This window comes from Crocosphaera sp. Alani8, from assembly GCF_038442745.1.
Lineage (GTDB): Bacteria > Cyanobacteriota > Cyanobacteriia > Cyanobacteriales > Microcystaceae > Crocosphaera.
Genome location: NZ_JARVCN010000026.1, coordinates 1 through 15,615 on the forward strand (window position 1 = coordinate 1; position 15,615 = coordinate 15,615).

Annotated in this window: 10 protein-coding genes, 1 pseudogene and 1 riboswitch; of the genes and pseudogenes, 8 read left to right on the plus strand and 3 right to left on the minus strand. The window is 39.8% G+C overall.

What is annotated here, in order from left to right; all coding sequences use genetic code 11:
• A pseudogene (locus P9B04_RS02110) lies at window positions 1-182 on the plus strand (hypothetical protein); the annotation flags it as partial.
• A gap of 59 nt (window positions 183-241) precedes the next feature.
• On the opposite strand, the gene P9B04_RS02115 reads toward P9B04_RS02110, so the two are convergent.
• A complete protein-coding gene (locus tag P9B04_RS02115) occupies window positions 242-1,216 on the minus strand; it encodes a cysteine synthase A (protein WP_342053349.1) in 975 nt (324 codons plus the stop codon).
• A gap of 523 nt (window positions 1,217-1,739) precedes the next feature.
• Between P9B04_RS02115 and P9B04_RS02120 the strand changes: the two genes are divergently transcribed.
• On the plus strand, window positions 1,740-4,016 hold the full coding sequence (locus P9B04_RS02120; RefSeq protein WP_342053356.1) for a transglycosylase domain-containing protein: 2,277 nt from the start codon (window positions 1,740-1,742) through the stop codon (window positions 4,014-4,016).
• 106 nt (window positions 4,017-4,122) lie between these two features.
• On the opposite strand, the gene P9B04_RS02125 is transcribed toward P9B04_RS02120, so the two are convergent.
• Complete coding sequence (locus P9B04_RS02125; RefSeq protein ID WP_342053350.1) at window positions 4,123-5,529, minus strand: sulfotransferase family 2 domain-containing protein; 1,407 nt, start codon at window positions 5,527-5,529, stop codon at window positions 4,123-4,125.
• 189 nt (window positions 5,530-5,718) lie between these two features.
• Here P9B04_RS02125 and P9B04_RS02130 point away from each other — a divergent pair, with 189 nt between their 5' ends.
• Window positions 5,719-9,291 (plus strand): glycosyltransferase, encoded by a 3,573-nt coding sequence (locus tag P9B04_RS02130; RefSeq protein ID WP_342053351.1) that lies wholly within the window; start codon window positions 5,719-5,721, stop codon window positions 9,289-9,291.
• Window positions 9,292-9,408: 117 nt separating this feature from the next.
• Here P9B04_RS02130 and thiC read toward each other — a convergent pair whose 3' ends face one another.
• The gene (gene thiC / locus P9B04_RS02135) at window positions 9,409-10,788 is read right to left on the minus strand and encodes a phosphomethylpyrimidine synthase (RefSeq protein ID WP_342053352.1); all 1,380 of its coding nucleotides are present in this window, start codon (window positions 10,786-10,788) and stop codon (window positions 9,409-9,411) included.
• Between the two features lie 7 nt (window positions 10,789-10,795).
• Window positions 10,796-10,891, minus strand: a riboswitch (TPP riboswitch).
• Window positions 10,892-11,285: 394 nt separating this feature from the next.
• On the opposite strand from thiC, the gene P9B04_RS02140 reads away from it, so the two are divergent.
• From P9B04_RS02140 to P9B04_RS02160, 5 genes are all read left to right on the plus strand, one after another.
• Window positions 11,286-11,597 carry a carbon dioxide-concentrating mechanism protein CcmK gene (locus P9B04_RS02140; protein WP_008275343.1) on the plus strand — a complete coding sequence of 104 codons (312 nt, stop codon included), beginning with the start codon at window positions 11,286-11,288 and terminating at the stop codon, window positions 11,595-11,597.
• 63 nt (window positions 11,598-11,660) lie between these two features.
• Window positions 11,661-11,996, plus strand: a complete 336-nt coding sequence (locus P9B04_RS02145; RefSeq protein WP_085434860.1) for a carbon dioxide-concentrating mechanism protein CcmK — start codon at window positions 11,661-11,663, stop codon at window positions 11,994-11,996.
• A gap of 19 nt (window positions 11,997-12,015) precedes the next feature.
• Window positions 12,016-12,321 (plus strand): EutN/CcmL family microcompartment protein, encoded by a 306-nt coding sequence (locus tag P9B04_RS02150; RefSeq protein ID WP_342053353.1) that lies wholly within the window; start codon window positions 12,016-12,018, stop codon window positions 12,319-12,321.
• A 62-nt stretch (window positions 12,322-12,383) separates the two neighbouring features.
• Window positions 12,384-14,369: a ribulose bisphosphate carboxylase small subunit gene (locus P9B04_RS02155; RefSeq protein ID WP_342053354.1), complete on the plus strand. Its 1,986-nt coding sequence runs from the start codon at window positions 12,384-12,386 to the stop codon at window positions 14,367-14,369.
• A gap of 55 nt (window positions 14,370-14,424) precedes the next feature.
• Window positions 14,425-15,138 (plus strand): transferase, encoded by a 714-nt coding sequence (locus P9B04_RS02160; RefSeq protein ID WP_342053355.1) that lies wholly within the window; start codon window positions 14,425-14,427, stop codon window positions 15,136-15,138.
• Window positions 15,139-15,615: the final 477 nt, after the last annotated feature.

Sequence of the window (15,615 nt, forward strand, 5' to 3'; positions counted from 1 at the left end):
TAATAAGAAATCGAGGATTAGTAGCTTGCATTGAGCGTAGTCGAAATGCGGTCGGGCAGCCCGTGAATGAAACAGCGATGCAGCGCGGTCTTGGGGGTTCCCCCCATGAGCGACTGCATCAAGAAGCTTCTGGAGGCGTTCTATCGGGGTCAATTTCTAATTGGCTAGATAAGAGCCTGTGATAGAAGAATCCCACGCGGTCCTACCCGTGGGAGTGTCAATGATACTATAAACCATCATTTTATTTTAGCGATAATCCCTTAGAGGATAACCATTCTGGATTGTAAATACGAGACTGATATCTCGCCCCACTATCACACAAAATTGTCACAATGGTATGGCCTGGTCCCATTTCTTTGGCCAATGCTACTGCTGCACCAACATTGATACCCACTGAACCTCCCATGAATAAGCCATCCTGGGACAATAACTGATAGACAACCCTTAAAGCTTCATGATCATCGATTTGGATAGCATCATCGATGGGAACCCCCTCCATATTAGCTGTGATGCGACTGTTACCAATGCCTTCGGTGATGGAGTTACCTTCGGGTTTAATTTCTCCTGTTTTGACGTAACTATACAAACCACTGCCCATTGGATCTGCTACAATACATTTAATATCGGGGTTCTTTTCTTTGAAAAATAAAGCCCCACCAGCATAGGTACCACCGGTTCCTGTGGCTGCCACCCAAGCATCCACCTTACCATCGGTTTGTTGCCAAATTTCAGGACCTGTAGTTTCGTAATGTGCCTGTCTGTTGGCTAAATTATCGAATTGATTTGCCCAAATAGCATTGTCTAATTCTTCTGCTAATCTACCTGATACCTTAACGTAATTATTGGGATTTTTGTAAGGAACCGCCGGAACTGTGCGAACTTCCGCCCCTAAAGTTCTTAAAAGGTCAATTTTCTCTTGAGATTGGGTTTCTGGAATAATAATCAGACATTTATAGCCTTTTGCGTTACAAATATGGGCTAATCCTATCCCTGTGTTGCCGGCGGTTCCTTCGACAACAGTTCCCCCCGGTTTTAGTAGTCCTTTTTCTTCTGCATCCTTGATAATGTATAGAGCAGCCCGATCTTTTACGGAACCACCTGGGTTAAGAAATTCCGCCTTTCCTAAAATATTACAGCCTGTTTCTTCACTAAAGCTTTTGAGTCGAATGAGGGGTGTATTGCCAACAGTACCAACAAAGTCGTCTTTAATATCCATAGTTCAGGGTGATTCGGTGGGCAAGTGCATTCCCTAGATAAAATAGGGACAGTTGTTAATCAATTACCGAAGTTTGATCAACTATTCTACATTTTATCCTAATTTTGTCAGAATCCCCTATCTACAACATTGAAGGTGAATGTTATTAATTTGAAATTGAATAGAAACTGTTATTATTGCCGTCGCTGTACTTTTGAATTGCAGAGTTTTCTGGTTTTAGTAGTAACAGAGTCAGCCTTTCAATATTAGGCGTTTCTCATGAGTTTTAGAAACAGCATAAATGATTTTTGTTACTTAACTTTTAGGAAAACTGTTTAAAAAATTAATCTGGAAAAAAGATAATAAAACCCGAACAAGTAAAATAGACTATCAAGGAAATCATCTCAACATTCTCAATTACAAGATAATGTTATGGTATCCTTAGAAAAAACAAGCAGTTGTTCTAAATACTGGGTGAGGAGTTAGGGTGTTGAATCAATTTAGAGCTAAGTTTAAACAGAAACTGAGAGGTTTACTGCTGTCAATGGCCGATAAATTAGACAGTGATCCCTCGGTTCAACAGACAAATATTTCAGAAAAGCCGAAAAAATCAAGAAGAAATAGACGTAAAGAAAGAAACAAACAAGAAAATAAACCTGTTTTTGGGGGAAAATTTACCCCTGCACTACAAAAAATACCTACTGTACGTCATCGTCCTAAGTTTTGGCTTATTTTTGGCGTAAGCTTAGGAGCAGGGACCTCTGCGATCGCATTAGGTTATGGGATCTATCAAATAGAAGCCAGTATCACAGAATCAGTAGAAGATGTGCTGGTGTATGAGCGTCCAGAAACCTTGACTATTGAGGGGGCAGATGGGGAGGTTTTACAGCAAATTGGGCCAGTTACCCACGAAAAAGTAAAAATATGGCAAATTCCCGATACAGTTAAACAGGCTTTTATTGCAAGCGAAGATAGTCGCTTCAAAAATCATGGAGGTGTGGACATTCAAGGGATTATTCGGGCGGCTGTTTCTAACGTCCAAGCAGGGGAAGTAGTAGAAGGTGGTAGCACCATCACCCAACAGTTAGCCAGAATTGTCTTTTTAAATCAAGAGCGTAGTTTTACCCGAAAATTTAGGGAAATGCGCCTCGCACAGAAAATTGAAAATAATTTCACCAAGGAAGAAATATTAGAGCGATATCTTAACCTAGTTTATCTAGGTTCGGGGGCTTACGGTGTAGCTGATGCAGCTTGGGTTTATTTTAGTAAACCCATTGAAGAGTTAACCATCCCAGAAGCAGCTACATTAGCAGGTATTGTTCCGGCACCTAGTTTATACTCTCCCCTAGAAAACAAAGAGGCTGCGGTAAAACAAAGAAACTTAGTCCTAGAGAGAATGGCTGAAGAAGAACTAATTAGCCAGTCTCAGTTAGCAACAGCGATCGCATCTTCTTTAACAGTTAACCCCAGTCAACCCAAACGTTTCGCCCGGAAAGCCCCTTATTTTACCGATTATATCCAGCAACAACTGCCTAAATACGTCTCAGCAGAGGTGTTAAAAACAGGAGGTATCACCGTAGAAACCACCCTCAATACTCAGTGGCAAGGGGCGGCAGAAGATGCCATCGATAACGCCATTAGATACGGCCGTTGGCAAGGGTATAAACAGGCTTCCTTAACCGCTATTGATCCCCGTAACGGACAAATTAAAGTTATGGTGGGAGGGAACGACTACGAGAATAATCAGTATAACCGTGTTACTCAGGCGCAACGTCAACCCGGGTCTACTTTTAAAGCCTTTGTTTACGCCACTGCGATCGCAGCCGGGTTTTCCCCCTATCGCACCTTTACCGATGCACCTTATGTTGTGGATGGTTATCGCCCGGAAAACTACGGGGATAAATACAGTGGGGGACAGGTTTCTATTCGTCAGGCCATCGCCTCTTCTTTGAATGTAGTGGCGGTACAGACGTTAGTGAAGGTTGGTTGGAACCCCATCATCAATATTGCTCAGCGTATGGGCATCGAATCAGAACTAAAACCCACCTATTCTCTAGCTTTGGGAGCGTGGGAAGTGAACTTATTAGAACTAACCAACGCTTACGCTACCTTAGCTAACGAAGGGGTTTATCAAGAAGCCCACGGCATCAGTCGTATTGTAAACCGTCACGGTGAAGTGTTGTATCAAGCTCAACCAGAAACTTTACAAGCGATCGATCCTAACACCACCAATATTACCACCTGGATGTTGCGAGGAGTGGTAACATCGGGTACAGGAACCCCGGCCAGACTGGGTAGAAGACCTGTAGCCGGAAAAACCGGCACCTCCGATAAAGCAAGAGATTTATGGTTTGTGGGCTATATTCCCCAGTTAACAGCCGGAGTTTGGTTGGGGAATGATAATAATAAGCCGACTCGCGGAGCAAGTACCACTGCGGCTAGGGTTTGGGGAGAGTTTATGAAAGAAGCAACGGACAACATGGATATTGAGTCTTTCCCAGACTTACCCCGTTTAGATGGACGTAAAGGTAGTATTAAAGCAGAACCTCTGAAACCCAAAAAAGCCTATTATCAGAGGGTTGCTCCCCCTGAAACCGAGCAACCAGAAGCCCGTGGGAACCGTCCTCGTCGCTATGCTCGTCGTCGTTCTACCACTGCTCAAACTTCTGCTCCTTCCAGACGACGGACAGTTAGACGTTCTACATCTCCTTCTTCTGCTCCTTCTAACACTACAACGCCCCAAGCAGTGGAGACTCCTTCTAGCTCTCAGGCGACTAATGTTGCCCCTCCTGCGCCTCCTGCCGCTCGTAAGACAGAGTAACCTGACAGCAGTTTTCGACTTAGTGTGGTACAAGAAGCTAAGGCAGGAGGCAGGTGTGAAATGTACTTTAATAAGTCGCAGAGTGCTGTTAGTTCGGTGGGCGGAGTTAAGTTTCTTTTGAGGAAATAATAGGTGTTTGAGACTCCTTAACTTGAATAATAATTGTATCTATGGCAAAGCTGAAGTTTCGTACTTCGACTAAGTTGTTAGAGGTTGTAACTTCTTTGGCTACTGTTTTATCAACAATAAGTTTTATTTCTGTAAAGGGTTGATTTTTACTAATCAATTGTGCTGGAATTTGACCATGAACAAGGAAGGTATCCATATTTTGGGTACTTTCTGTTGCTGGAATAACTACTTTTGTTAATAAGATGTCAGATTGATTCACCTGTAATTTTAAAGAGTCAATAATGTCAAGAGAAATATAATTAATAATATTGAATTGGATTTGATAGTTTTTATTCGGTTTAAGGGGAAAGAAAATAGTAGATGTTGTATCTAATCCTGCCCAGCGAAAAACTTTATCACTACTAAATTCTCGTTCATACCAGTTACTTAAAAAAGCTTGATCGTTAAAAGTAAAGTTGATTTGGTCTTTTTGTTCGATGTCATAATTTTTAAGCTGGAAGTTTTTATAGAGAATTTGATGAGTAGATGTTTGAATTGGAGAATTTTTATAATTGTTAAGGATTTCAGGAATATCCTTTAAAGAAATATAGTTATCATATTGCTGATACATTTCCTGAAACCTTCGACTAAATTCTTGTTTAGCAAAATTGTAGAGTTCAACATCATAACGATTAACATGAGAAATGATTTTAATATCTTCTTCAGTAAATTGTTTTAGTCTTTTTTTTGCACTAACTTTACCTTGATTGCTATTAATAGCTAAAGGACGAGAAGGATAATCTAGATAATAGTTTAATAAATCGATAGAAGAAGCCATCCATTCACAAATTCCAAAATAGAATAAGTTTTTGAGGTTATTTTTTGCTTCTTCGAGCATTGTTTGAGTACATTCGACATATCCTTGTTGGGGAAAAATTCCTGATAGATGTCTTACTTGTAAGTTATCAGAATAACCAATAAAAGCACCAGACTGACAAAGTTCGGATAAGGAACATTGATTAACAAATTCGTAGTATTTTATCCACTCAGAATTGTGATCCTCAGAAATAGACACCAGATATTCGTAGGACTCTTTTTTATAAAAATAATCGGAAATTTCTCTAAGGACAGGATCTCTAAGCCAAGTAATTGTAGTTGGCATTTCTAATAAATAATCGTACAATTTCAATCCAAAGTGACCCATAAATAACTTATATTGGTTAATTTCCTCTGGTGAAATATTATCCAATTCTTCTATAATTACATAGGGCATATTTTGACTTGCTGGAAATAAGTCAAGGAATAAATCAGTTAACCAGTATTGTAAGCTAGTACCCCCCGTTTTTGGAATATGTAAGAAGTAGAAAGATGTTATTTTACCGATTGAACTGTTGGAATTTTTCATCAATACACTTAGAAAGAACTCGCTTTAAAATATTTTACTACTCAATACCAAAAATAAATTGTTTTGTCAATCTTTTATCGACATTTAAAATACAATTCCAGAGTGTAATTATAAAGATTCGTTTTCTTGATGATCTTATCTTATTTTTGTGATATTCTAGTAAAGTTTTTTAAGCAAATGGGAAAAATTATGAAAAAGTTTCTTATCGTAGATCACTCCCTATGTAATCTTCAAGGACATCATTATGAATGTAGTCTGTCCGTTGCAGAAGCTGCCTCTAGACAAGGGTATGAACCCATAATTATTGCTAACAAAACCTTTCCAAAATCATTATATCCTCATCACATTAAAGTTATTTCTGCTTTTGAAGTTGATTGGTTCGATAATCCAGTTACTTTCAACAATAATACTAAGATGTTAGATATTTTAAATCTGCTAGAAAATAATCTTCTAGAAAAGTTGTGGGAAATAGGCAACAATAAAGTGAAATTTTATTTAAAATATTGGGAATTAACTCAACCAAAGTTAAGACTTTTATTAGAAAAAGTTCAAGGAAGTCTCTCAAGGTTATTTAACTGGATTATAGAAGATATTAATTTACTGCGATCGATTCCTTTTTCTAATACAATTTGGGGAATATTTAAAATAATTTGGGGTTTGTTCAGATATATATTAGGCATATTGTTTAAGAAAATAAATCAAGTATTGCTCAAGCTACTAACACCAAAAAGGAAAAGTTTTAAAGAAACTTTATCTCAAGTTATAAAAAATCTGAACCTAACCTCAGATGATGAAATTTTTATTCATACAATCGGTATTTATCAAGTTGAAGAAGTATATAATTATTTAGCTTCTCAAGATCTATCTAAAACCCCTCGATTTCATATTCTGTTACGCCGTGATATCGATGATCCTTTAGTAATTTATGCTCCAGGAATAGGATTGAAAGCAATTTTTGAGCAATGTTATCAATCTAAATTATGGCCAAATAAAATACAATTTTATACCGATACAGATGATTTGATTCAACGCTACAATAGTTTAAGCGAGATTAATTTAGAAAAAGTCCCGATTCCTTTTAGACAAGAAAAACTGCAACCATCAACAGAAAAATTAGAGATAAATAAATCTATTCATTTTATTTATTTAGGGGATGCAAGACCAGAAAAAGGATATCATCTTTTACCCAATATAATTGACTCTTTATGGACAGATTATATCCAACCAGGAAAAATTAAATTAACTATTCAATCTAATTTTAATATTGAAGGAGGAGAAGGTTTAATTTATCAAGCACGTTTAGCTTTAGAAAGGTATCCAAAAAGTAAAGTTAAATTAATTAAAAAAGCTATGTCTGCTGATGATTACTATCAACTTTTGGCGGAAGCTGATGCTCTAATTTTGCCCTACGATACTCGTAGTTATCGCTTTCGTACTTCAGGAGTATTAACGGAAGCTTTAGCAGCAGGAAAACCCGTAATTGTACCTCAAAATAGTTGGTTAGGAAAACAAGTCGATTCATCCAGAGCAAGTCTTTATAAAAATACCAATGAAATACCCCAAAAAGTAATTGAAGTTGTCGAAAAATTGCCTCAACTTTTAGATTCAGCAAAAAGTTTTTCTCAAGGGTGGTTAGAAAAAAATTCTCCTGACAATTTAGTTAAAACTTTAATATCAGATCAGGAAATTCTTGAGTTAGACAATACAGAATCTAAACAAGCAGAAATTAATATTGATAATCAAATAACATCTGGCAAAACATTTCCATCGGTTCCTAAAATTCTTTTATGTATAGAAAGTGACTTCTTATTAGATAGAGAAAAAATTGTTCCTTCATTTCTTAACTATCTCGAATATTTAGGACTGTGTGGATACGAGATTTACGGACTATTCTTTACCAATAAACAAGAAAGAAAATTTGATAATTACGAATTATTCTATCATCGTCTTTATCCAGTAATTGATAAAATTTTTCAAGAAATTTCTATTGAATTAAAACAAAGATGGATCATCGACTATGCTTCCCCCGATGTTATTCCACATAACTTTAGTGCCAAAAAATATGTAAAAGAAGTTTTAAGGGAAAACAATAGTTTAGAGAGAGATTTAATCGAGAGATATAACTTAAGTATCCCATCAGATTTAAGTCAATTGTTACAAACCAGTCAATTCGACATTATCCTTTTCAATTCTATTCTTAGTTATAGCATTATTGATAAATTTAACGTAGCAGAATCGTCAGTTATATGTGAAGTCAACCAAATTTTATCTTATCAATACGCCTTAAATAATCATCGAGATATTGACGAACAAGAATATCAACAGGAATGTCAATTATTAGATAAATGCGATGCCTTAATTATTAATCATCAATACGAACTCGAAAAAATCAGAGAAACCGTCAATCATCCTGAAATGTTCCTTATTTCTGCTGAGGAAAATTTAGATAAAACCAACTATTTCACGACTATGGATCTAGTTTTTAAATCATTGCTAAATGATCGAGCATTATCTTTAAAAGTAACTGGTAAAAAAGTAGTTATTTTTTATCCTTGGGGAGATATATTAGAGCGAAAAAGTGGTGCAAGTAAACGAGTTGGGTTATTGATCGATTATTTAAAATCTCAATCTTATCAAGTTTGGTTATTTACTACAGGAGATGCTAAAGACTTTCGAGAAGATGGTGTACGTTATACTTATTATCAACAATCTCACGAAAATTACTGTTTAGTTAATGATATTTATAAAGATGCTTATCAATCTTGGCACGATGTTTTAAACTTCAATAACAATAGTTCAGAAACTGCTCAAACATCCGATCATTGGTTACCTTGGATATATTATCAATATCGCTTTGATTCGGGATTCATTAATTGGGTAAAACAATTAACAAACTGGGCAGATTCGGTTATATTAGAATATCCTTTTTGGGGAGCAATAGTCGGGGATATTTGCCATCAATCTAAGACTCAGTTAATTGTCACAGCACACGATATCTTAGTTCAACAAATTAAAGAAAATACATTAATAAGAAAGATTGCTTTAAACGAAGAAATTAAAGCATTGAAACAAGCGGATCATCTGATTTGCGTTTCCCAAGACGATCAAGCTTTTTTGGAAGAATATAAATTAACTTCTACACTGATACCTAACCCCGTTAATTTGGATGACTGTAATAATAAACAAGCAAGAGAAGATTCATCATTTAATAGTATAGAAAAACCCTTCTTTTTATTCGTCGGTAGTCGTCATCAACCTAACCTAGAAGCTGTGAAAATAATCCAACAATTAGCCACAGAATTTGCAACTCAACATCCCGATTTTTCCTGTCAGTTTATTGTTGTAGGTAGTTGTTGGGAACCCGAAGAAAACAATAATTTTATCGCCCTTGGAAAAGTAAGCGATCAACACCTAGCTTGGTTATACCATCACGCAACATTAATCCTATCACCCATTCAATCAGGCACAGGAAGCTCTTTAAAGACCATTGAAGCCATGGCCTATGGGAAAGTCCTTTTAGGAACCAGCATCGCTTTTAGAGGCTATCCTGTGGAGACTGGAAAAGAAGGAATTATCTGCGATCGCTTGGATGAATACGTCACTTTGATCTCCAATCTATTACAGGACGAAAAGAAGCGTCAAGAAATAGAGGAAAATGCAAGACAATTTAGCAAAAATTATGACTATCGAATTCTTTATTCTGGTTATGATGATATTCTTCAATCTGTTTCCAAAAACAAGGTGGGTTATATAGACAATTAGGCCCTTGTTATACCTGAGTTCGATTTGTTTCCTAAAAAAACTTAACTCCGAACTCAGGTAACTAACTGTCTAACCCACCTGAAGAAATGCGACTATGAGGTTGCCAGCATTTTGCTACTACATAGGAACTTTTTCCCTATCTTTTTGAGCCAAGAATTTTTCTAACTCCGTTAAAGCATCAGCATCCACTTTAGTTTGCATAGGACAGAACTTTGGACCGCACATAGAACAAAATTCAGCCTTTTTGAAAATATCTGCTGGTAGGGTTTCGTCGTGATATTCCTTGGCCCTTTCGGGGTCTAAAGATAGCTCAAACTGACGATTCCAATCGAAGTTATAACGAGCTTCAGACAGTTGATCATCCCTGTCTCGGGCCCCCGGACGATGACGGGCAATATCGGCGGCGTGAGCTGCTATTTTATAGGCAATCAAGCCATTTCTAACATCCTCTGCATCCGGCAAACCTAAATGTTCTTTCGGTGTCACATAACACAACATAGCTGTCCCGTACCAACCGGCCATAGCTGCACCGATAGCCGAAGTAATATGATCATAACCCGGAGCAATATCCGTCACCAAAGGACCCAAAACATAGAAAGGTGCCTCAGAACACTCTTCCATCTGCTTTTTGACGTTAAACTCAATTTGATCCATTGGCACATGACCAGGACCTTCTACCATCACCTGTAAATCGTGTTCCCAAGCACGACGGGTGAGTTGTCCCAAAGTTTTTAACTCCGCCAACTGAGCCTCATCGGACGCATCGTGAGTACATCCTGGCCGTAGAGAGTCCCCCAAACTAAAAGAAACATCGTATTTCTTGAAGATTTCGATAATTTCATCAAAATGGGTATAAAGAGGGTTTTGTTTATGATGGTGTAGCATCCAACGAGCAATAATACCCCCACCACGGGAAACAATACCGGTTAAACGACTTTTCACCAAAGGCAGATGTTCGATCAAAATACCTGCATGAATGGTCATGTAATCTACCCCTTGTTGGGCGTGTTTCTCGATAATGTGTAGAAAATCATCAGCACAGAGCTTATCCATGTTACCGTGAACGCTCTCTAACGCCTGGTAGATGGGAACAGTCCCAATAGGAACAGGAGAAGCTTTAATAATGGCACTGCGAATAGTGTCTAAGTTTCCTCCGCCGGTGGATAAATCCATCACCGTATCCGCACCGTACTTAACCGCTAGATTTAGCTTTCCTACTTCCTCATCGAGATCCGATGAATTAGGAGAAGCTCCAATATTAGCGTTAACCTTACACTTAGAAGCGATACCAATACACATTGGTTCTAGGTTGGTGTGGTTGATGTTCGCAGGGATAATCATCCGTCCCCTAGCTACTTCTTCACGGATCAATTCGGGGGGCAAACTTTCTCGTTGCGCCACATAATCCATTTCCTCGGTAATTACTCCCTGACGTGCGTAATGCATCTGAGAGACATTACCTTGCCCCCGTCGCTTGGCAACCCATTGTGTTCTCATACTTTGATACCTCTATAAACAGCTTCCCTACGCTGGTATTACCCAGTCTCAGGTTCTAAGGGTCTTTCTCAGCCTGACTCTACAGACACCCCTAGCTATGCCTCATATTCTAGCACCAAACTTTGTCGCCATATTACTACTAACCTCAGTTCTATCGTCCTAACTGTTAACCATTAACTTTCATTAACCATTAGATTAGAAAATATCATCGCGATTTATATTGTCAAAGGGGCCAAGGTTCTCTATTGTTTATATAGAAGGTTGATAAGTTAGCTACTCCCGTACAAATTTTTCCCCTGGTCTTTAACACCAGAAGAATGGAGTTTCACGTCGGGATAAATGCTCAAAAGCAATAGGTAAATGTATCTATTTGCTTGAGGGTTGTTTATTCTAGAAACAACTTTTTTCCAGTGGAAATTAATAGGGTCAAAGAAAAATTCTTAGTAGCTTCTCATTAATAAAGTTTAGTTTTGGCCTTAAAGGGAGGATAGTAAAAAATGCCAATTGCCGTTGGAATGATCGAAACAAAGGGCTTTCCTGCTGTGGTAGAAGCAGCGGATGCGATGGTAAAAGCCGCCCGTGTTACCTTGGTAGGCTACGAAAAAATTGGTAGCGGTCGTGTTACGGTTATTGTGCGAGGAGATGTTTCTGAAGTGCAAGCGTCAGTCTCTGCAGGTATCGATGCCGCTAACCGAGTCAATGGGGGAGAAGTTCTATCTACCCATATCATCGCTCGTCCCCACGAAAACCTGGAATACGTTCTACCCATTCGCTACACCGAGGAAGTAGAGCAGTTTCGAGCGTATTAGCCGTTTTGTTAAACGATAACGGTTAATTAAACAATCAATGATCAACTATAGGAGAAAAAACTCATGTCGATTGCAGTTGGAATGGTAGAAACCCTCGGTTTTCCCGCCGTAGTAGAAGCAGCAGACGCAATGGTAAAAGCAGCCCGTGTGACCTTGGTGGGTTACGAAAAAATCGGGAGCGGTCGTGTTACCGTGATTGTTCGGGGTGACGTTTCTGAAGTACAAGCTTCCGTGGCTGCAGGTATCGACAACGCAGGAAGAGTTAACGGGGGACAAGTATTATCCACCCACATCATCGCTAGACCTCACGAAAACCTAGAATATGTCCTACCTATTCGCTACACCGAAGCAGTAGAGCAGTTTCGTGAAAGTGTAAACCCCCCCCTACGACGCGTATAATTAATCGTTTCCCAACATAATGCAAATTGCCAAAGTTCGAGGTACTGTTGTCAGTACCTACAAAACCCGCAGTTTAACCGGAACAAAGTTCTTATTACTTCAGTTTATGGACGCGCAGGGGCAACCCCTGCCTAAGTACGAGGTAGCTGGTGATCTAGTGGGTGCAGGAATTAACGAGTGGGTCTTAGTATCCAGAGGCAGTGCTGCTCGCATCGACGATGGGATGGAACACCGTCCTCTCGATGCATTGGTAGTGGGAATTATCGATACGGTTACGGTGGAAAATAATCGACTGTATAGCAAAAAAGACGAAGAACGGGGTTAAACCCTTCATAAGCGTCTGCTAATAACTGATACTGAATTATAGAGAGGAGGACAAATATTGTCATGGTAGTCCGCAAAAGGGCCGCCCCCCCGACACCTTGGTCAAAAAACCTCGCAGAACCCAAAATCGACGACAGTGCATTTGTACATTCTTTTTCTAACCTAATTGGTGATGTTGAAATTGAGGCTAACGTTCTAATTGCCCCTGGAACATCCATTCGGGCTGATGAAGGAGCCCCTTTTTATATTGGGAAAGGTACCAATATCCAAGATGGTGTCGTCATTCACGGCCTAGAACAAGGGCGGGTTGAGGGAGATGATGGCCAAGACTATTCCGTTTGGATCGGCAAAGAGGTGTGTATCACTCACATGGCTTTGATCCACGGTCCGGCCTATATTGGGGACGGATGCTTCATTGGATTTCGCTCAACCGTATTTAATGCCAGAGTGGGTGAAGGCTGTATCGTGATGATGCACGCCTTAATTCAAGACGTAGAGATTCCCCCAGGAAAATACGTTCCCTCTGGTGCTGTAATTACTAACCAACAACAAGCCGATCGCCTTCCTGAAGTAATAGAGAGCGATCGGCACTTTGCCCATCATGTGGTAGAGGTAAACGAAGCCTTGCGAGTTGGGTATCAATGTGCCGAACAGAAGTCTTGTATTACCCCTATTCGCCAACAACAAGGGCAGTCTATAAAAGACATTAATCAGACTGATTATAGAAATTCGGTGACAAGTATGAGTTTAAGTTCAGACATAGTAGCACAAGTGCGCTCTCTGTTATCCCAAGGCTATTCTATTGGAGCAGAATACGCCAATAAGCGTCGTTTTAAAACCAAATCTTGGTTAACCGGCGGAACATTTGAAGGTAGGGCTGATGGGGTTTTAGGTAACTTAGAATCCTTCCTACAACAGCATCAAGGGGAGTATGTTCGCCTCTTGGGGGTCGATACGGTAGCTAAACGCCGTATTCTGGAAGTGATTATCCAACGGCCAGAAGATACCCCCGGAGAACCCACTCGCCTGACTACCACTAAAAATAACTCCAGTAACGGCCATGTTCCAGCTGCCAGCAACGGCAATGGAAAAGTCGGTGGTGATATCGCTTCCCAGGTTCGCTCTTTACTCAATAGTGGCTTGACAGTTAGCACAGAATATGCAAATTCTCGTCGCTTCAAAACCAAATCTTGGTTAACTGGCCCATCCATCGAAAGTAAGCGAGAATCTGAGGTTATTAACCAACTACAAACGGTTTTAAGCGAACACCAAGGGGAATATGTGCGCTTAATTGGGGTTGATCCTAACGCCAAACGTCGGGTATCTCAAAGCATTATCCAACGTCCAGGAGAAGCTGGTAGTGTTCAGGCTAACGGTGCAGTTGCCTCCCCTAGAGCCGCTAACAGAGGGACAGTGATCAGTGACGGTTTAAGCCCTGAGGCCATTGCCCAGGTTCGGTCATTATTATCCCAAGGCTACAAAATAGGTACAGAACACGCTGATAAACGTCGTTTTCGTACCAAATCCTGGCAAAGTTGCTCCCCCATCGATAGCACTCGTGAAAACGATGTTATTGCTGCTTTAGAAGCCTGTCTCACCGATCATAGTGGGGAGTACGTTCGTTTGATTGGTATCGATACTCAGGCTAAACGTCGGGTGGTAGAAACCATTATTCAACGGCCAGGTCAAGCTATTAATAATGGAGCTAAAACCGCTACCGTGGCTGCACCCAGTGCAAGTCGTAGTTATTCCAGCAATGGCAATGGTAATGGTCGCGTGGCTCTCAGTAGCTTAACTTCCGAAACCGCAGCTCAAGTCCGTTCTTTATTATCCCAAGGGTACAAAATAGGCACAGAACACGCCAATAAGCGTCGTTTCCGCACCAAGTCTTGGCAAAGTTGTTCCCCCATCGATAGCATCCGTGAAGCCGATGTTATTGCAGCCCTAGAGGGTTGTCTAGCGGAACATCAAGGAGAATATATCCGCTTGATCGGTATCGATCCTCAAGCTAAGCGACGTGTTCTAGAAACCATCATCCAACGTCCATAATAACTTGCAGAAGGGGTGAGGGAACTTACCCCTTCTCACTACGAGATATAAAGTGATGCCTTTACCCCTTATTCAACCACCAACTGGTTCAGATGTTTCGATTGTTGGTGAGGTCATTATTCATGAGGGTGCGGTTATTGCGCCCGGAACTATTTTACAAGCTGCGCCTAATTGTCGCATTATTATACATTCAGGGGCCTGTATCGGTATGGGAACCCTTATCAATGCTTATAAAGGAGACATTGAAATCGAATCTGGTGCCATGTTAGGGGCAGGGGTTTTAGTTGTTGGTCAAGGTAGAATTGGTCAAAATGTTTGTCTGGGTTCTTGTACTACCGTCATTAATGCTTCTGTGGAGTCGGGAAGCACTGTTGAAGCAGGAGCTTTGATCGGTGATACTTCCCGTCAGTTCTCAGAACAAGAAACCGAGTCTCCCCAACAAATAAAAGCTAATAATAACGGTTTTTCAGAAAGTAATCATTTAATTGCCAATAATCATCAAAAAGATAGTCAATCTAAGCAAATAGAAAACAAAAAAACCGAAATTGTGGAAGAAGTAGAAGATTTATGGGCCGATACCCCACCAGAAATCGAAGAAGTCACAGAAATTCCAGAAATTCCTACAACACCTAATTCCTCCACTGACAAGAAAAATGCCCCTGTGGTGGGTCAAGTTTATATTAATCAACTATTGTGTACTTTATTCCCCGATCGCCAAGCTTTTAATCAGTCTCAAAATAATTCTTCTTCAAGAAATTCTACTACCTGAGTTGGGTGTTAGGAGTTCGGGGTTCGGAGTTGAATCTTTTTCAACGAGAGAATTTGCGATCGCTTGTTGGATTAGTTGTTCAACAAAGGGGTTGGTGGTGTCAAGACACGGCAATTCAGAACCCCCTATAACTGCGTCTTTATCCTCTTATGAAAGTACCATGAGAAGATTAGTTAATAGAAAGATTGTAAGTGTATTGAGTATTCGTAAGTTGACCAAAGATAAATTAATTTCTTGGTATGAAAAATGTAATTTTATTTATAATAGGATCCATGAATGCCAATAACTTTCATTCTAAGTTAGAACATGTCCGCAAACAGCTTCACAATACGCCCCCTCGTTCCTAACGATTTGGAAACCCACTCCAAGCGACTTGTCCAGATATATTTGGATGCATTTACAACAGGAAGCTACGCTCACAATGCGAAGCTTCTCAAAAAGTCTGGGGGGACTCGCCGAAAGTTAGGGGACAAAGAT

Bases quoted from the DNA above. Each gene is read 5' to 3' on its own strand.
- P9B04_RS02150 (WP_342053353.1), top strand. From the start codon at position 12,016: ATGCAAATTGCCAAAGTTCGAGGTACTGTTGTCAGTACCTACAAAACC.
- P9B04_RS02155 (WP_342053354.1), top strand. From the start codon at position 12,384: ATGGTAGTCCGCAAAAGGGCCGCCCCCCCGACACCTTGGTCAAAAAAC.
- P9B04_RS02160 (WP_342053355.1), top strand. From the start codon at position 14,425: ATGCCTTTACCCCTTATTCAACCACCAACTGGTTCAGATGTTTCGATT.
- P9B04_RS02140 (WP_008275343.1), top strand. From the start codon at position 11,286: ATGCCAATTGCCGTTGGAATGATCGAAACAAAGGGCTTTCCTGCTGTG.
- thiC (WP_342053352.1), bottom strand. From the start codon at position 10,788: ATGAGAACACAATGGGTTGCCAAGCGACGGGGGCAAGGTAATGTCTCT.
- P9B04_RS02130 (WP_342053351.1), top strand. From the start codon at position 5,719: ATGAAAAAGTTTCTTATCGTAGATCACTCCCTATGTAATCTTCAAGGA.
- P9B04_RS02115 (WP_342053349.1), bottom strand. From the start codon at position 1,216: ATGGATATTAAAGACGACTTTGTTGGTACTGTTGGCAATACACCCCTC.
- P9B04_RS02125 (WP_342053350.1), bottom strand. From the start codon at position 5,529: ATGAAAAATTCCAACAGTTCAATCGGTAAAATAACATCTTTCTACTTC.
- P9B04_RS02145 (WP_085434860.1), top strand. From the start codon at position 11,661: ATGTCGATTGCAGTTGGAATGGTAGAAACCCTCGGTTTTCCCGCCGTA.
- P9B04_RS02120 (WP_342053356.1), top strand. From the start codon at position 1,740: ATGGCCGATAAATTAGACAGTGATCCCTCGGTTCAACAGACAAATATT.